The sequence below is a fragment of the Burkholderia sp. EMB26 genome, assembly GCF_024730645.1.
In the GTDB taxonomy this organism is placed as follows: domain Bacteria; phylum Pseudomonadota; class Gammaproteobacteria; order Burkholderiales; family Burkholderiaceae; genus Burkholderia; species Burkholderia cenocepacia.
On the sequence record NZ_CP078070.1, the window covers coordinates 1,026,320 to 1,042,637 of the forward strand.

The window sequence follows — 16,318 nt, forward strand, 5'->3', positions numbered from 1 at the left end:
TCCGGCTTACTTCTTGTCGTGCAGGCTTTCGAGGTAGCGCTGCGCGTCGAGCGCGGCCATGCAGCCCGTGCCCGCGCTGGTGATCGCCTGGCGGTACACGTTGTCCTGCACGTCGCCCGCGGCGAACACGCCCGGCACGCTCGTCGACGTCGCATTGCCCTGCAGGCCGCTCTTCGTCAGGATGTAGCCGTCCTTCATCTCCAGCTGGCCCTGGAACAGGTCGGTGTTCGGCTTGTGGCCGATCGCGACGAACACGCCCTGCACCTGCAGGTCTTCCGTCGCGCCGGTCTTCACGTTCTTGATGCGCAGGCCCGTGACGCCCGACTCCTCGCCCGTCACCTCGTCGAGCACGTGATCCCACTTGATGTCGACGACGCCTTCCTTTTGCTTCTCCAGCAGGCGGTCGATCAGGATCGGCTCCGCGCGGAACTTGTCGCGGCGGTGGATCACGGTGACCTTCTTCGCGATGCCGGTGAGGTAAAGCGCTTCCTCGACGGCCGTATTGCCGCCGCCGATCACCGCGACTTCCTGGTTGCGATAGAAGAAGCCGTCGCAGGTCGCGCAGGCCGACACGCCCTTGCCCATGAATGCTTCCTCGGACGGCAGGCCCAGATACTGGGCGGACGCGCCGGTCGCGATGATCAGCGAATCGCACGTGTACTCGCCCGAGTCGCCGATCAGGCGGATCGGCTTTTCGTGCAGTTTCGCGGTGTGGATGTGGTCGAAGACGATTTCGGTGTTGAAGCGCTCGGCGTGCTCCTGGAAGCGCGCCATCAGCTCCGGACCCTGCACGCCTTTCGCGTCGGCCGGCCAGTTTTCGACGTCGGTCGTGGTCATCAGCTGGCCGCCCTGCGCGATGCCGGTGATCAGCACCGGGGACAGGTTGGCGCGTGCCGCGTAGACGGCAGCCGTGTAGCCGGCGGGGCCGGAACCGAGAATCAGGACTTTGGCGTGTTTGGGCGTGGACATGTGCGAATCCGTAAAAGGCGGCCGCGGCGGGCGGGGTGGGGCTCGCCGTACGATCCGGGATTGACCGGGATGCCGTCATAGATGGGTATCAGACGCGCATTATAAAGGCCCCGTTGCTGCGCTGCCGAACGAGAGTTTCAATCGTGCCGATAGCGTTTCGCGGCGCCTCGCCCACACGGGGCCGCGGGCCGGACGGCAGGCGGCCGGGGTGGCGGCGCGTTGCCGCACGCGCGGACATCCGGCCGGCTTGCGGCCGTCGGCGGCGCCGGTTCGGCGCTCCGTCCCCGTGATGTAACCGTCATTTACACTTGGCGGCGCGGTGCAGCGTTTACAATAAGCGCGATCGAACGACAGGCGGGCGCACGGCCCGTCCTCTTTATACGGATTCATGGCAAAAGCTCCTTATTCCGCCCAGGCACAGGCGTTGCCGCACCGGATGTCGAAGCTCCTCACGGAGATCCGCTGGATTCTCCAGGTCGCGCTCTGCGCCTTTCTGGTGATGGCCCTGCTGAGCTACAGCCGGCGCGATCCGAGCTGGACGCACGCCGCCCAGGTCGATCACATCTCGAACTGGGCCGGCCGCGTCGGCGCGTGGACGGCCGACATCATCCTGCTGCTGTTCGGCCTGTCGGCCTACTGGCTGATCGTGCCGCTCGGGCGGCGCATCGCCGTCAACTACCGCCGCATCACGCGCCACGAGGCGATTCCGGACGAACCGGAGCGGCCGATCGGCTGGCTCACCGAAATCTTTGCGTTCGTGCTGGTCGTGCTCGCGTGCGACGGCATCGAGGCGCTGCGCATGTGGTCGCTGAAGGTGCAGTTGCCGCGTGCGCCGGGCGGCGTCGTCGGCGAAGCCGTCGCGGGCGCGATGTCGCATGCGTTCGGCTTCACGGGCGGCACGCTGTTGCTGCTGATCGCGCTCGCGATCGGCCTGTCGCTGTATTTCCGCTTCTCGTGGCTGTCGGTCGCCGAGCGCGTCGGCGGGGCGATCCTGTCCGCCGTCAACGTCGCGAAGCTGCGCCGCGAGGCCGAGCGCGACCGCAAGCTCGGCGAGGCCGCGGCGGTGCGCCGCGAAGGCAAGGTCGAAGAGGAGCGCGTGCGCATCGAGGACCACGAGCCGGTGACGATCGTGCCGCCGGTCGTCACGCCGGCGAAGTCCGAGCGCGTCGAGCGCGAGCGCCAGGTGCCGCTGTTTACCGACCTGCCGGGCGATTCGACGCTGCCGCCGGTGTCGCTGCTCGACCCCGCGCCGAAGACGCAGGAAGCGATTTCCGCCGATACGCTCGAATTCACGTCGCGCCTGATCGAGAAGAAGCTGAAGGACTTCGGCGTCGAGGCGAGCGTCGTCGCCGCGTATCCGGGCCCGGTCGTCACGCGCTACGAGATCGAGCCGGCCACCGGCGTGAAGGGCAGCCAGATCGTCAACCTCGCGAAGGATCTCGCGCGTTCGCTGTCGCTCGTGTCGATCCGCGTCGTCGAGACGATTCCCGGCAAGAACTACATGGCGCTCGAGCTGCCGAACCAGCGCCGCCAGACGGTGCACCTGTCCGAGATCATCGGCTCCGAGGTGTATGCGGCCGCGTCGTCGGCGCTGACGCTGAGCCTCGGCAAGGACATCGGCGGCAAGCCGGTGTGCGCGGATCTCGCGAAGATGCCGCACCTGCTGGTGGCCGGTACGACCGGCTCGGGCAAGTCGGTCGGGATCAACGCGATGATCCTGTCGCTGCTGTACAAGGCCACCGCCGAACAGGTGCGCCTGATCCTGATCGATCCGAAGATGCTCGAAATGAGCGTCTACGAAGGCATTCCGCACCTGCTGTGCCCGGTCGTCACCGACATGCGCCAGGCCGGCCATGCGCTGAACTGGACCGTCGCGGAGATGGAGCGCCGCTACAAGCTGATGAGCAAGCTCGGCGTGCGCAACCTCGCGGGCTACAACAACAAGATCGACGACGCGGCGAAGCGCGAGGAGAAGATCCCGAACCCGTTCAGCCTGACGCCGGAAGATCCCGAGCCGCTCGGCCGCTTGCCGAACATCGTCGTCGTGATCGACGAGCTGGCCGACCTGATGATGGTCGTCGGCAAGAAGGTCGAGGAACTGATCGCGCGGATCGCGCAGAAGGCACGTGCGGCCGGCATCCACCTGATCCTCGCGACCCAGCGTCCGTCGGTCGACGTGATTACCGGCCTGATCAAGGCGAACGTGCCGACGCGGATCGCGTTCCAGGTGTCGTCGAAGATCGACTCGCGCACGATTCTCGACCAGATGGGCGCCGAATCGCTGCTCGGGATGGGCGACATGCTGTACCTGCCGCCGGGCACCGGGCTGCCGGTGCGCGTGCATGGCGCGTTCGTCGCCGACGACGAAGTGCATCGCGTCGTCGAGAAGCTCAAGGAGCAGGGCGAGCCGAACTACGTCGAGGGCCTGCTCGAAGGCGGCACCGCCGACGGCGACGAGGGCTCGGCCGGCGCGGGAACCGGCGAAGGCGGCGGCGAGTCTGATCCGCTGTACGACCAGGCGGTCGAGATCGTCATCAAGAACCGCCGCGCGTCGATCTCGCTCGTGCAGCGTCACCTGCGGATCGGCTACAACCGCGCGGCGCGGCTGCTCGAGCAGATGGAGCAGTCGGGGCTCGTGTCGGCGATGTCGTCGAGCGGCAACCGCGAAATTCTTGTGCCGGCGCGCGACGCGGAATGAGTCCGCGGCGCCCGCAGCGCCGGCCACCCAGGGAGAAAACCGCAATATGCAGCAACTTTCGTTCGTCCCTTTCCTTCGTTCGACGCGGCGCTGGCTCGGCGCGGCGCTCGCCGGCGCATCGCTGATGCTCGCGGCGACGCACGCGTTCGCGGGCGGTACCGAGCAACTGAAGGCCTTCGTGTCGCAGGTGCGTTCGGCGAAGGGCGATTTCACGCAGCAGATCGTCAAGGCGCCGGCCAAGGGCGCGAGCGCCGCGCAGGCCGCGCCGAAGCCCACCGACAATTCGAGCGGCACGTTCGTGTTCGCGCGTCCGGGCAAGTTCATCTGGACGTACCAGAAGCCGTACCAGCAGGTGCTGCAGGCCGACGGCGACAAGCTCTACGTGTACGACCGCGACCTGAACCAGGTCACCGAGCGCAAGCTGAACGGCGCGCTGGGCGCGAGCCCCGCCGCGATCCTGTTCGGCAGCAACGATCTCGACAAGAACTACACGCTGCGCGATGCCGGCGAGAAGGGCAGCATCGAGTGGCTCGAGATGCTGCCGAAGGCGCAGGACACGCAGTTCCAGCGGATCGGCATCGGCTTCCGCAACGGCACGCTCGCCGCGATGGAGCTGCACGACGTGTTCGGCAACGTCACGCTGCTGACCTTCACGAACATCCAGACGAACCCGGCGCTGAAGGGCGATACGTTCAAGTTCGTCGTGCCGAAGGGCGCGGACGTGATCAACGGCTGACCGGCGCCGCGCGCCGTTCTCCTGCAACGGGCCTGCCGGCGACGGCAGGCCCGTGTCGTTTCCGGGCGCGGGTAACAGGCGTGGGCACCCCCGGGCCCGGCGGCGCGCTCGCGCGGCTGTCATAATGTCGGGTCCGGCGGCCGGTTCGGCCGCTATCGTTTGATGTGGAGCGAGGGTTCATGTCCGACCTGTTTCAAGTCGAGCCGCGCCGCCCGCTCGCCGAGGCGCTGCGGCCCAAAACGCTCGCCGAGGTGATCGGCCAGACGCATTTGCTGGGCGAAGGCAAGCCGCTGCGGCTCGCGTTCGAATCGGGCAAGCCGCATTCGATGATCCTGTGGGGGCCGCCCGGCGTCGGCAAGACGACGCTCGCGCGGCTCACCGCGCTCGCGTTCGACTGCGAGTTCATCGCGCTGTCCGCGGTGCTCGGCGGCGTGAAGGACATCCGCGAGTCGATGGAGCAGGCGAAGGACACGCTGAACCGCACCGGTCGCCACACGATCCTGTTCGTCGACGAGATCCACCGGTTCAACAAGGGGCAGCAGGACGCGCTGCTGCCGTTCGTCGAGTCGGGTCTCGTCACCTTCATCGGCGCGACGACCGAAAACCCGAGTTTCGAAGTCAATTCGGCGTTGCTGTCGCGCGCGCAGGTGTACGTGCTGAAATCGTTGAACGACGACGAGATGCGTCAGTTGCTCAAGCGCGCGCAGGAAATCGCGCTCGACGGCCTCGCGTTCGACGACAAGGCGATCGACACGCTGGTCGGCTACGCGGACGGCGACGCGCGCCGCTTCCTGAACCTGCTCGAACAGGCGCAGACGGCGGCGACGTCGGCCGGGGTCGCGACGATCGATGCCGATTTCGTCAGCAGCGCGATGACGCTGAACGCGCGGCGCTTCGACAAGGGCGGCGACAACTTCTACGACCAGATTTCGGCGCTGCACAAGTCGGTCCGCGGCTCGAGCCCGGACGGCGCGCTGTACTGGTTCTGCCGGATGATCGACGGCGGCGCGGATCCGAAGTATCTCGCGCGGCGCATCGTGCGGATGGCGTGGGAAGACATCGGGCTGGCCGACCCGCGCGCGTTGCAGGTGGCGAACGACGCGGCCGAGACCTACGAACGGCTCGGCTCGCCGGAAGGCGAACTTGCGCTCGGGCAGGCCGTGATCTATCTCGCGTGCGCGGCGAAGAGCAACGCCGGCTACAACGCGTTCAACCAGGCGATGGCGTTCGTGAAGCAGGACAAGTCGCGCGAGGTGCCCGTGCACCTGCGCAATGCGCCGACCAAGCTGATGAAGGAACTCGGCTACGGCCACGCGTATCGTTACGCGCACGACGAGCCGAACGCGTACGCGGCCGGCGAGACGTACCTGCCGGACGGGATGCGCGAGCCGCGCTGGTATCAGCCGGTGCCGCGCGGGCTCGAATCGAAGATCGCCGAGAAGCTCGCCTGGCTGCGCGAGCTCGATCGCGAAGCCGGCAAGAAGGACTGACGGGGCCGCGCGGGCCGGTTCGGCCTGCGCCTCGCGGACGCGTCAGCGCTTGCGGCCCGGCTGCTGCTTCCAGTATTCGAACGGTTCTTCGTGGCATTCGATGTCGAGTTCGGCGATCCGCGCGTGCAGGCGCTCCTGCGCGTCGGCGATCGCGAGGTTGTAGATCGCCGGCGCGATTTCCTGGACGAAGAAATGCAGCAGCGCGCCGGCCTGGATGTTGCCGATCGGCTCGTCCATGTTTTCTGTGAAATAACGTTGCAGCGACGCGATCGCGCGGTCGCGTACATCCTTGTCGAGTTCGATGGTCATCGGATTCCCTGGCGTGCTGTGATACGGAGCCGGCGCGCCGCCTGAATCGGTTGGCGCCAGCCGGCGCGGGCGGTTTGCGATCCGCCATGGCGCGTCGCGCGGCAATTCGCCGGCCGCCGACGCGCAGACCGGCAATGCGATACTGCCATGCTCGCTCCATTTGCGGCATTGTCCGTCCGGACGGTGCCGTGGCGGCCGCGCGGTGCGTTAGAATTCCCGTCTTACACAACGATTTTCCAAGTCCTCCCATGCTCGACATCCAGTTGCTGCGCAAAGACCTCGACGGCGTCGCCAAGCGCCTCGCCGATCGCGGCTACACCCTCGACGTCGCCGCGTTCTCCGCACTCGAAGCGGAACGCCGCGCGATCCAGACCCACACCGAAGAGCTCCAGGCGCGCCGCAACAGCCTGTCGAAGCAGATCGGCGCGATGAAGGGGAAGGGCGAGGACACGTCGGCCGTGATGGCCGAAGTCAGCGGGATCGGCGACGACATGAAGGCGTCGGAAGCCAAGCTCGGCGAGATCCAGGCGCGCCTGTCCGACCTGATGCTGGGCATGCCGAACGTCGCGCACGAAAGCGTGCCGGTCGGCAAGGACGAGGCCGGCAACGTCGAGGTGCGCCGCTGGGGCACGCCGCGCCAGTTCGACTTCGAGGTGAAGGATCACGTCGACGTCGGCACGCCGCTCGGCCTCGATTTCGAGACGGGCGCGAAGCTCGCCGGTGCGCGCTTCACGATGCTGCGCGGCCCGATCGCGCGCCTGCACCGCGCCCTCGCGCAGTTCATGATCGACACGCACACGCAGCAGCACGGCTATACCGAAACGTACACGCCGTACATCGTGAACCCGGAGATCCTGTACGGCACGGGCCAGTTGCCGAAGTTCGCGGACGACATGTTCCGCGTCGAGAAGGGCGGCGCGGAAAACACGGTCACGCAATACCTGATCTCCACGTCCGAGATTTCGCTGACGAACACCGTGCGCGAGTCGATTGTCGACGGCGCCGCGCTGCCGATCAAGCTCACCGCGCATTCCCCGTGCTTCCGCTCGGAAGCCGGTTCGTACGGCCGCGACACGCGCGGGATGATCCGTCAGCACCAGTTCGACAAGGTCGAGATGGTGCAGGTCGTCGCGCCGGAAACGTCGTACGCGGCGCTCGACGAGATGGTCGGCCACGCGGAAGCGATCCTGCAGAAGCTCGGCCTGCCGTACCGCGTGATCACGCTGTGCACGGGCGACATGGGCTTCTCGGCCGCGAAGACGTTCGACCTCGAGGTGTGGCTGCCCGCGCAGAACACCTATCGCGAGATCTCGAGCTGCTCGAACACCGAGGCGTTCCAGGCGCGCCGGATGCAGGCGCGCTTCCGCAACGCGCAGGGCAAGCCGGAGCTCGTGCATACGCTGAACGGTTCGGGTCTGGCGGTCGGCCGCACGCTCGTCGCGGTGCTGGAGAACTACCAGAACGCGGACGGCTCGGTCACGGTGCCGGAAGTACTGCGTCCGTACATGGGCGGCATGGAGCGGATCGACGCGCCGGCACAGACGTCGTAACGCGGGTCTTTCGAAGCCCTCGCAAAAAAATTTGCAGAAAGGGCTTGTCAGCCGCGAAGTGATCGTCTTATAATCTTTTTCTCGCGGAAACGACCAGCCGCGAAATGCAGTAAGGAAGGAGAGGTGGCAGAGTGGTCGAATGTACCTGACTCGAAATCAGGCGTACGGTTTCCCCGTACCGTGGGTTCGAATCCCACCCTCTCCGCCAAAATACGAAGCCCCTTGATCCGGCAGGATCAAGGGGTTTTTCGTTTTGGGCCGGCGGCGCGCCCGGATCGGGTCGCATCTTCGATGCAGCCCGGCTGCATGATGAACACCATCGCCCCGTGACGAACCGGTCGTCGGAAGTCCTGACAGTCGTTGCATGGCTGCCGCACCGCGCACGCGTGCAAAACCGGCAGCCGGTGCGCCCACCAGTTTCTACGCAGCCCTCACAGAACCATCACGCCGCCGCCGGATACTGCGCCAGCACCCTGTCGCGGATCGACGGCTTGATGTTCGACTGCGCCATGTCGCCGCGATAGTGGGCGACGACGCGCGGGTTCATCACGCGATACCAGAGCGGCGGCACGTACGCGAACAGGATCATCGTCGCGTAGCCGGCCGGCAATTGCGGCGCATCGTCGAAGTGGCGCAGCGCCTGGTACGAGCGCGTCGGATTCGCGTGATGGTCGGCGTGTCGCTGCAACTGGTACAGGAACAGGTTCGTGACGACGTGATTGCTGTTCCACGAATGCTGCGGCGTGCAGCGTTCGTAGCGGCCGCTCGGCAGCTTGCGACGGCCCAGCCCGTAGTGCTCGACGTAGTTCACGACTTCGAGCAGCGACGCGCCGTAGACGGCCTGGATCACGAGGAACGGAATCACGACCTTGCCGGCCATCGCGATCGCGATGCCCCACACGACGGCGGTCATCGCCCACGCGTGCAGCACTTCGTTGCGCCAGGTCCACGGCGATTGCCCGAGCCGTTCGAGGCGCGCCTTTTCGAGCCGCCACGCCGAGCGGATGCTGCCGGTCACCGTGCGCGGCAGGAACGCCCAGAACGACTCGCCGTAGCGCGCGCTCGCCGGATCCTCGGCCGTCGCGACGCGCACGTGATGGCCGCGGTTGTGCTCGACGTAGAAGTGGCCGTACGCGACCGGCGCGAGCGTGATCTTCGCGAGCCAGCGTTCGAAGCGGTCGGTCTTGTGCCCGAGTTCGTGCGCGGTATTGATCGAGATCCCGGTCGCGGCGCCGAGCGACAGCGCGAAGCCGACATAGTCGTACCACGCGAGCGCATGCGTGCCGACGATCCACACGCACATGAAGAACGCGACGTATTCGACGAAGGTCGCGAGATAGACGATGTACCGGTAATAGCGCTCGCGTTCGAGATGCGGCACGACGGCCTCGGGCGGATTGTCGCGATCGTCGCCGATCAGCGTGTCGAGGATCGGGATCACGCCGAACGCGAACAGCGGGCCGAACCACCAGAACACATGCAGGCCCGTCGACAGCGCGAGCTGTGCAGCGAGGATCGGCAGCGTGATCGTCAGCGCGCCGAGCAGCCACAGGTAACGCTTGCCATCCGACCAGCCCGAAGCCGATTCGTCGGTCATTGCCATTGTCTCCCTCCAGTCGGCCGGCCCGCGGGCGGCCGCATGCAAGATTGTTCGAATCCTCGTGGTCCGCGACGTGCGCGGCGGCCTCCGGATCGTCGCCCGGTTCTGCCTGTTATACGACCGGTGCGCGCGCTTGCCAAACGCCGGCGCTAGGCGCGGCGCTCCAAACGGCGGGGTGCGCGCACCGCGCGCCGGGAAGGGCCGACACGCGCCGATTGAAACATGCAGGCGAGGGCGGATCGACCCGCACGGAGCGTCGCGTTCGTCGGATGAATGGCCCGGCGCGCGGCGAACGCATGCCGGGTGATGGGGCTGCAACAAATGTTGCGTCGCAATAAAGACGGTGACAAAGGATTGGCACAGCGTGTTTTTCGTTTGCTTATATTACGCAGCATTACGGCCGCCGCGCGGCCATTCAGCGCGACTTGAAACCGGGTGGCCATGCATGGCAAGGAGAACGAGGCGATGCGCCAAGCGAGGGCGGCACGTTCACCGTCCGACCGCCTGCGTCGATGCACCGATGCTGCACCTGCACACCGATCGGCGCGTGTCGTCGCTGATGACACTTGCTGCCTTTCGATCCGCGCCGCCATTTGAAAATTACGATTTGACTCATGCCCCGCTTTCGGTTGAAGCTAATAGCTTGCTGTCCGAAGGGGGCTGTGCCTGCATGAGTTCGACCTTGACCGTTCGTCGTATCGCTGCCGATCAGGGCGGCGTGTATCGCGAACTCCGCGCTGCATCGCTGCGTGAGCCCTACGCGCCCGGCGAAGCGCCGGAGGCCGAATTGCTGACCGTCGAAGCGGACGCAGCGTCGGCGATCGCCGCGCAGCGCGCCGTGTCCGACGAGTCGACGACTTTCCTGCTGTACACCGAAGGCCATCCGGCCGGCATGATCGGCGCGTATTTCGACAACACGCCCGATCGGCGCGCGTTCGTCAGCGAACTGTGGGTCGCGCACGCGGTGCGTCACCTGCGCGGCGGCGTGCTGCTGCTGGAGACGGCCACCGCGTGGCTCGCCGAGCGCGGCGCCACCGACGTCTACGCATGGATCGCCGATGCGAACCGCAACGCGATCCGCTTCTACGAGCGCGCGGGTTTCGGCAACACCGGCGAACATGCGCCGATCGCCCGGATGCCCGGCGCGATGAAATCGCTGTTCGTATCGCAGGTGAAGCACTGACGCGACGGCGAAACGCCAGCCGCGCGGCGCGATGACAGCCCGGTCGCCCGCCTGCCTGCCCCCTGCCGGTCGCGCGTCCGCCCGGGCCGGCGCGACCCCGAGTCCCAAAAATAATGGCCGCACGCGTGGACGCCTGTAAAATACGCAAAAATTTTTTGCAGAGTGTCCATGTCGCTTAAAAAATCGCCATTCTTCGAGCTGCGCAGCGGATCGGTCGATACGTTGCTGTTCACCGTGAAGACGACCGATCTCGATGCGTTGCGTACCGAACTGGTCAAGCGCTTCGAAGCGACTCCCGAGTTTTTCGCCGACGATGTCGTCGCGATCGACGTCCGCCGCCTGGCTGACGGCGAACGCGTCGCGCTCGCGGACATCCGCCAGATGCTGAACGACGTGCGGATGCGTCCGGTGGGCGTCGTCGCACTGGCAACGCAGGGCTGGGCGGGGGAAGCCGGCCTGCCGTTGCTGGAGGCGCGCGATCGTCGCGCGCCGGCCGCGAAACCTGCGGACGAAGCGGAACCGGCGGCTGTGCCAGCCGTCGAGGCCGCCGCCGCTCCGGCAGCCGCAGCGGCGCCCGAACAGTCGTCGGATCCCGCGCCGACGCTCTTGCAGGCCGGTGGCCAGACGCTGGTGATCGATCGGCCGTTGCGTTCGGGGCAGCAGATTTACGCGAAAGGAGACCTCGTGGTGCTCGCGCCGGTCAGTCACGGCGCGGAAATCATCGCGGAAGGCAATATCCACATCTACGCGCCGTTGCGCGGCCGCGCCCTCGCGGGCGTGCACGGCAATCACGACGCGCGCATTTTCTGCACGTGTCTCGAACCGGAACTGATTTCGATCGCGGGTATCTATCGAACGACCGAGAACCCGCTGCCCGCCGACGTACTGGGCAAATCGGTGCAGATCCGGCTCGAAGAGGAAAAACTGATGATCGAACCGCTGCGCCTGACGTGATTCACGCGGTGCGCTCCGGATCGGTCGGCTCTCATTGACGAACACAGGGTATTGGGTAAATGGCAAAAATCATCGTGGTGACCTCGGGCAAGGGCGGCGTGGGCAAGACGACGACGAGCGCGAGCTTCGCGTCGGGTCTCGCGCTGCGCGGCCACAAGACGGCCGTGATCGACTTCGACGTCGGCCTGCGCAACCTCGATCTCATCATGGGCTGCGAGCGTCGCGTCGTGTATGACCTCGTGAACGTGATCCAGGGCGAAGCGAACCTGAACCAGGCGCTGATCAAGGACAAGAAGTGCGAGAACCTGTTCATCCTGCCGGCGTCGCAGACGCGCGACAAGGATGCGCTGACGCGCGACGGCGTCGAGAAGGTGCTGAACGACCTCGTCGCGATGGACTTCGAATACATCGTCTGCGATTCGCCGGCCGGTATCGAGGCCGGCGCGCTGCACGCGATGTACTTCGCCGATGAAGCGCTGATCGTCACGAACCCGGAAGTGTCGTCGGTGCGCGACTCGGACCGCATTCTCGGCATCCTGTCGTCGAAGACGAAACGCGCGACGGAAGGCAAGGAGCCGATCAAGGAACACCTGCTGATCACGCGTTACAGCCCGAAGCGCGTGAGCGAAGGCGAGATGCTGTCGCTCGAGGACATCAGCGAGATCCTGCGCATCAAGCTGATCGGCGTGGTGCCCGAGTCGGAAGCCGTGCTGCACGCGTCGAACCAGGGTCTGCCGGCCGTGCATATCGACGGCACCGACGTCGCGGAAGCGTACAAGGACGTCGTCTCGCGCTTCCTCGGCGAGGACAAGCCGCTGCGCTTCACCGATTACCAGAAGCCGGGCCTGCTGCAGCGCCTCTTCGGCAGCAAGTAACGGAGGCCGCCCATGTCCATCCTTTCGTTTCTCCTCGGCGAGAAGAAGAAGTCCGCATCGGTCGCGAAGGAGCGCCTGCAGCTCATCATCGCGCACGAGCGGGTCGGCGGCCGGCCGCCGGCCGATTACCTGCCGGCGCTGCAGAAAGAGCTGGTCGCGGTCATCTCGAAGTACGTCCATATTTCGAACGATGACATCCGCGTGAGCCTCGAGCGCCAGGACGATCTCGAAGTCCTCGAAGTGAAGATCGAGATCCCGCAAGCCTGACGCTTGGCGCGTGCCCCTCCGCACGGCGGCGTCCGCCGCCGTGCGCGTCTTACGCCCTGTTGCACTTTCGGGCACGCCGTAACACGGCGCCTGTCGGCCGTAATCGACCTTCCCGCATTGAACGAATACGCTCGCGTGACTTGTTCAACCAGGAGGTTCCGATGGCTGTCCCTACCGTTTCCCGTCGTATCGTTTCGCTCGCGCTGTTCGCCGCGGGCCTGTCGGCCGTCGTCGCCCCGTTTGCCGCGCAGGCCGACGAGATTCTCGTCGGCACGCCCGTGGTCGCGCCGCAGGGCCGCATGGTGATCGCGGAGCCGGTCGCCGTGCGCACCGAGGAAATCGTCGTCGTCGCGCCGAATGCGCCGCCGCCCGTGCGCTACGAGGTCGTACCGGCCATGCGCGTGGGCTATGTGTGGGAGCGCGGACACTGGCGCTGGGATCATGGCCGCTATGTCTGGATCGGCGGCCACTGGGAAACCGAGCGCGTCGGCATGCAATGGGTGCCGGGGCATTGGGACCAGCGCGGTCCGAACTGGTTCTGGACGCGTGGCCACTGGGCCTGATGGAGGCGCGCGATGAAAAGAACCGCAATTGCCATCGCGCTCGTCGCGATCACGCTGGCCGGGTGCATCGTCGTGCCGGCGCGGCCGGTCTACTACCGGCCGGCGCCCGTCGTGATCTATTGAGCGTCGCGCGGGCCGTGCTGTTGCGCCGGACCGTTCGCGTCGGTCGCAGCCGGTCCGGCATCGTGCGGCGCCGGCGCATGCGCGGCGCTGTCGGCTGCCGCAGCGGCGGCCGGCTCGCTGCCATCTTCGTCGCGCAGCGTGTCGAGCGGATCGGCGGGGGCCGCGTTCGCGTCCTGGGGTTCGGTCACATCGGTCACGTTGCTCGCAGCGGTTGCCGCGGCCGGTGCGACGGCCGGGACGGGCGGCGCGAGATAGCGCTGCGCGAGCGTTTCGTAGAGCGGCGGCGCGAAAAAGCGCGAGACGCGGCTCGATACCAGTGCGGTCGCCATCAGCGAAATCACCAGCGCATGACCGTTGATCATTTCCATCACGATCACGAACGACGTGATCGGCGACTGCGTGACGGCGGCCAGATAGCCGACCATCGCGAGCGCGATCAGCATCGGCAGGCTCATGTTGGTGAACACCGCATGCAGCAGATTGCCGAAGCCGGCGCCGATCGACAGCGACGGCGCGAAGATCCCGCCCGGGATGCCCGGCAGGTACGACGCGACCATCGACACCATCTTCAGGAACGGATAGAACACCGACAACTGCTGGCTGCCGTCGAGCAGGCCGCGCGCTTCGGCGTAGCCGCTGCCGAACGTCGTGCCGCCGGACACGAGCCCCACGACGGCGATCGCGAAGCCGCACAGCGCGGCGAACGTGACCGGCCGCTCGCGATACAGGCCCAGCAGTTGCCCGGGCAGCCAACGCCCCGTGTTGAGCAGCAGCCAGCAGAACAGGCCGCCCGCGATGCCCGTCACGATCGCGGTGACCAGCACCGCGACCGCCAGCAGTTTCGGGAAATGGAGGCCCGTGTCGATGGTGCCGAAATACGTGTAGTTGCCGTTCAGGCCGAGCGCGACCACGCCGGCGAGGATGATCGCGGTGATCAATACGCCGCTGGCGCGCGCGGAGAAGCTGCGGGTCAGCTCCTCGATCGCGAACACGATGCCGGCGAGCGGCGTATTGAATGCGGCCGACAGCCCGGCCGCCGCGCCGGCCAGCACCAGCTGGCGTTCGATCTGCGCGTTCGAGCGCGGGTAGAAGCGCCGCAGGTTGAACATCAGCGCCGCGCCGACCTGCACGGTCGGCCCTTCGCGACCGATCGTGAAGCCGCCGAGGATGCCGAGGAACGAGATCAGTACCTTGCCGAACAGGATGCGCAGCGTCAGCAGCCGGGCGCCGAATGCGCTCGGGCGCGCATGCAGCGTCGCGATCACCTGCGGGATGCCGCTGCCCTCGGCGCCGCGGAAGAAACGGCGCGTGACCCACACCGACATCGCGGCGATCGCCGGCGTCAGCAGCAGCGGCAGCCAGACGGCGTGATCGCGCATCGCGCGGAAAGTCTCGTAGCCCCAGTCGATCAACCGGGCGTACAGTACGGCGGCGAGGCCGACGACGATCGCGCCGAGCCAGAAAACACCATATTGGCGCCAGATTCGCAGCGAGCGGCGGGTGAGGGCGGGGAACAGCGAGGGAAGGGCGGGGCGCGGCATTGGCTCGGGCCGGAGGCAAAGAATGAATTATAAAAAGAACCGGATGCCAGCGGGGACGACAAACGCCCGCAAGGCGCGACAAAAATTCACAAAAGAGATGCAATTTGTTGCAAATGTAATGTTGACGTAATGTATGCGCACCGCAACCGTCGTTAGCATGCCGAATGGCCAGTCAGGAATACCCGCACATCGTGAAACGCATTCTTATCGTAAAAGTGACGTCGCTCGGCGACGTCGTCGAGACGCTGCCCGTCGTCGCCGACCTGCATCGCGCCTTTCCCGGCGTGTCGGTCGACTGGGCCGTGGACGAATCGTGTGCGGAGATCGTGCGCTGGCATCCGGGAGTGAGCACCGTCCTGTGCGCGCCGCTGCGTCGCTTCAAGAAAATGCGCAACGCCGGCGACCTGAAGGCGATCTCGGCCTCGATCGGTGCGCTGCGTGCGCACCGCTACGACGCGGTCATCGATCTGCACGGCGTCTACAAGAGCGCGATCATTGCGGCGCTGGCGCGCGCCGGGCGCCGCGTCGGTTACCGGACCCCGGATCTTGGCGAGACAGGGGCGCGTTTCGCGTATTCGCATCGTTTTGGCCCGAAGCCTGCATGCGATGCGTGGCACGGCATGCGCATCAGCGCGGGCGAAGCGCTCGGCTATGCGCCCGAGGGTATCGCCTCGTACGGGATCGAACCGCCCGACGTCACGTTGCCGCCCGCAGTTACCGAGGGTGCGCCGTTCATGCTGCTGTTCCACGCGACGTCGAATTCCGACAAGAAATGGCCGACCGGCCATTGGGTTGAACTGGCTACCCGGATGATGGCGCGCGGCTTGCGCGTGCTGCTGCCATGGGGCTCGTCGTCCGAGCATCGCGACGCGCAGGAGATCGCGATGCAGGCGCCTGGCGCGGTCGTGCTGCCGGCCATGTCGCTGGGCGAACTCGCCGCGACGATGAGCCGGGCGGCGCTGGTCATCGGTGTTGATACGGGGATGGTGCATCTGTCGCACGCGCTGCGGCGTCCGACGGTGATGATTTTCGTGGCCACCTCGCGCGCCCACTTCGGCATCGGCGGCGCACCGCACGCGCTGTCGATCGGTGAGTCCGGCGCCGCGCCGAGCGTGGACGACGCGATGAAGGCAATCGATACCGTGGGACCGGTCTACGACGTGTTGCCGGTGCGGGCGGTAGCCTGACGGCTGCCGGGCGGAGTTACGCCAGCAGCGCCTCGACCGTGACGACGGCGGCGATCGCCGCCAGATTCGCCAGCAGCGCCTCGAACACGAGGCCGCGCCAGGTCTTTGGCCGGAACCGCAGCGCGAGCAGCAACGCGCCACCCAGCGCGAGCGCGAGGATCAGGACGAGGTCGGCATTGGCGAGGCGGATATTCATCGCGGCGGCTCCTTGTCGGGGCGGGACCGGGCGCGCGACGACGCGCCCAGGATCGAGTATAGGCATCGCCCGCCGCC

The 16,318-nt window shown here is 66.6% G+C and carries 15 protein-coding genes and 1 tRNA gene; 11 read left to right on the forward strand and 5 right to left on the reverse strand.

Annotated elements, in window-relative coordinates; all coding sequences use genetic code 11:
• Window positions 1–6: 6 nt before the first annotated feature.
• Complete coding sequence (trxB, locus tag KU887_RS04835; RefSeq protein ID WP_006491171.1) at window positions 7–969, reverse strand: thioredoxin-disulfide reductase; 963 nt, start codon at window positions 967–969, stop codon at window positions 7–9.
• A gap of 388 nt (window positions 970–1,357) precedes the next feature.
• On the opposite strand from trxB, the gene KU887_RS04840 reads away from it, so the two are divergent.
• The 3 genes from KU887_RS04840 to KU887_RS04850 all read left to right on the forward strand — a co-directional run bounded on the left by KU887_RS04840 (window position 1,358) and on the right by KU887_RS04850 (window position 5,893).
• Complete coding sequence (locus KU887_RS04840; RefSeq protein ID WP_006486612.1) at window positions 1,358–3,667, forward strand: DNA translocase FtsK; 2,310 nt, start codon at window positions 1,358–1,360, stop codon at window positions 3,665–3,667.
• Window positions 3,668–3,713: 46 nt separating this feature from the next.
• Window positions 3,714–4,403, forward strand: coding sequence for an outer membrane lipoprotein chaperone LolA (lolA, locus tag KU887_RS04845; RefSeq protein WP_258254857.1), 690 nt, complete (start codon window positions 3,714–3,716; stop codon window positions 4,401–4,403).
• A gap of 179 nt (window positions 4,404–4,582) precedes the next feature.
• Window positions 4,583–5,893, forward strand: coding sequence for a replication-associated recombination protein A (locus KU887_RS04850; protein WP_006486630.1), 1,311 nt, complete (start codon window positions 4,583–4,585; stop codon window positions 5,891–5,893).
• Between the two features lie 42 nt (window positions 5,894–5,935).
• On the opposite strand, the gene KU887_RS04855 is transcribed toward KU887_RS04850, so the two are convergent.
• Window positions 5,936–6,202, reverse strand: coding sequence for a DUF2164 domain-containing protein (locus KU887_RS04855; RefSeq protein WP_006486638.1), 267 nt, complete (start codon window positions 6,200–6,202; stop codon window positions 5,936–5,938).
• A 248-nt stretch (window positions 6,203–6,450) separates the two neighbouring features.
• Here KU887_RS04855 and serS point away from each other — a divergent pair, with 248 nt between their 5' ends.
• Complete coding sequence (gene serS, locus KU887_RS04860; RefSeq protein ID WP_109341669.1) at window positions 6,451–7,752, forward strand: serine--tRNA ligase; 1,302 nt, start codon at window positions 6,451–6,453, stop codon at window positions 7,750–7,752.
• A gap of 117 nt (window positions 7,753–7,869) precedes the next feature.
• Window positions 7,870–7,960: transfer RNA gene (locus tag KU887_RS04865), tRNA-Ser, on the forward strand.
• Between the two features lie 234 nt (window positions 7,961–8,194).
• Here the strand turns inward: KU887_RS04865 and KU887_RS04870 are convergent.
• Window positions 8,195–9,355, reverse strand: coding sequence for an alkane 1-monooxygenase (locus KU887_RS04870; RefSeq protein ID WP_006496590.1), 1,161 nt, complete (start codon window positions 9,353–9,355; stop codon window positions 8,195–8,197).
• Between the two features lie 556 nt (window positions 9,356–9,911).
• Between KU887_RS04870 and KU887_RS04875 the strand changes: the two genes are divergently transcribed.
• The 5 genes from KU887_RS04875 to KU887_RS04895 all read left to right on the forward strand — a co-directional run bounded on the left by KU887_RS04875 (window position 9,912) and on the right by KU887_RS04895 (window position 13,194).
• Window positions 9,912–10,535 carry a GNAT family N-acetyltransferase gene (locus KU887_RS04875; RefSeq protein WP_226244688.1) on the forward strand — a complete coding sequence of 208 codons (624 nt, stop codon included), beginning with the start codon at window positions 9,912–9,914 and terminating at the stop codon, window positions 10,533–10,535.
• 168 nt (window positions 10,536–10,703) lie between these two features.
• Complete coding sequence (gene minC / locus KU887_RS04880; protein ID WP_006496586.1) at window positions 10,704–11,489, forward strand: septum site-determining protein MinC; 786 nt, start codon at window positions 10,704–10,706, stop codon at window positions 11,487–11,489.
• Window positions 11,490–11,548: 59 nt separating this feature from the next.
• Window positions 11,549–12,364, forward strand: a complete 816-nt coding sequence (gene minD / locus KU887_RS04885; RefSeq protein WP_006486674.1) for a septum site-determining protein MinD — start codon at window positions 11,549–11,551, stop codon at window positions 12,362–12,364.
• Between the two features lie 12 nt (window positions 12,365–12,376).
• Entirely contained in the window at window positions 12,377–12,631 is a 255-nt protein-coding gene (minE, locus tag KU887_RS04890; RefSeq protein ID WP_006486661.1) for a cell division topological specificity factor MinE, read from the forward strand.
• A 161-nt stretch (window positions 12,632–12,792) separates the two neighbouring features.
• A complete protein-coding gene (locus KU887_RS04895; protein WP_006486632.1) occupies window positions 12,793–13,194 on the forward strand; it encodes a YXWGXW repeat-containing protein in 402 nt (133 codons plus the stop codon).
• A 116-nt stretch (window positions 13,195–13,310) separates the two neighbouring features.
• On the opposite strand, the gene KU887_RS04900 is transcribed toward KU887_RS04895, so the two are convergent.
• Window positions 13,311–14,858: a chloride channel protein gene (locus KU887_RS04900; protein ID WP_258254870.1), complete on the reverse strand. Its 1,548-nt coding sequence runs from the start codon at window positions 14,856–14,858 to the stop codon at window positions 13,311–13,313.
• Between the two features lie 191 nt (window positions 14,859–15,049).
• Here KU887_RS04900 and waaC point away from each other — a divergent pair, with 191 nt between their 5' ends.
• On the forward strand, window positions 15,050–16,045 hold the full coding sequence (waaC, locus tag KU887_RS04905) for a lipopolysaccharide heptosyltransferase I (protein WP_034201852.1): 996 nt from the start codon (window positions 15,050–15,052) through the stop codon (window positions 16,043–16,045).
• A gap of 16 nt (window positions 16,046–16,061) precedes the next feature.
• On the opposite strand, the gene KU887_RS04910 is transcribed toward waaC, so the two are convergent.
• On the reverse strand, window positions 16,062–16,241 hold the full coding sequence (locus tag KU887_RS04910) for a hypothetical protein (RefSeq protein ID WP_006486620.1): 180 nt from the start codon (window positions 16,239–16,241) through the stop codon (window positions 16,062–16,064).
• Between the last annotated feature and the right edge of the window lie 77 nt (window positions 16,242–16,318).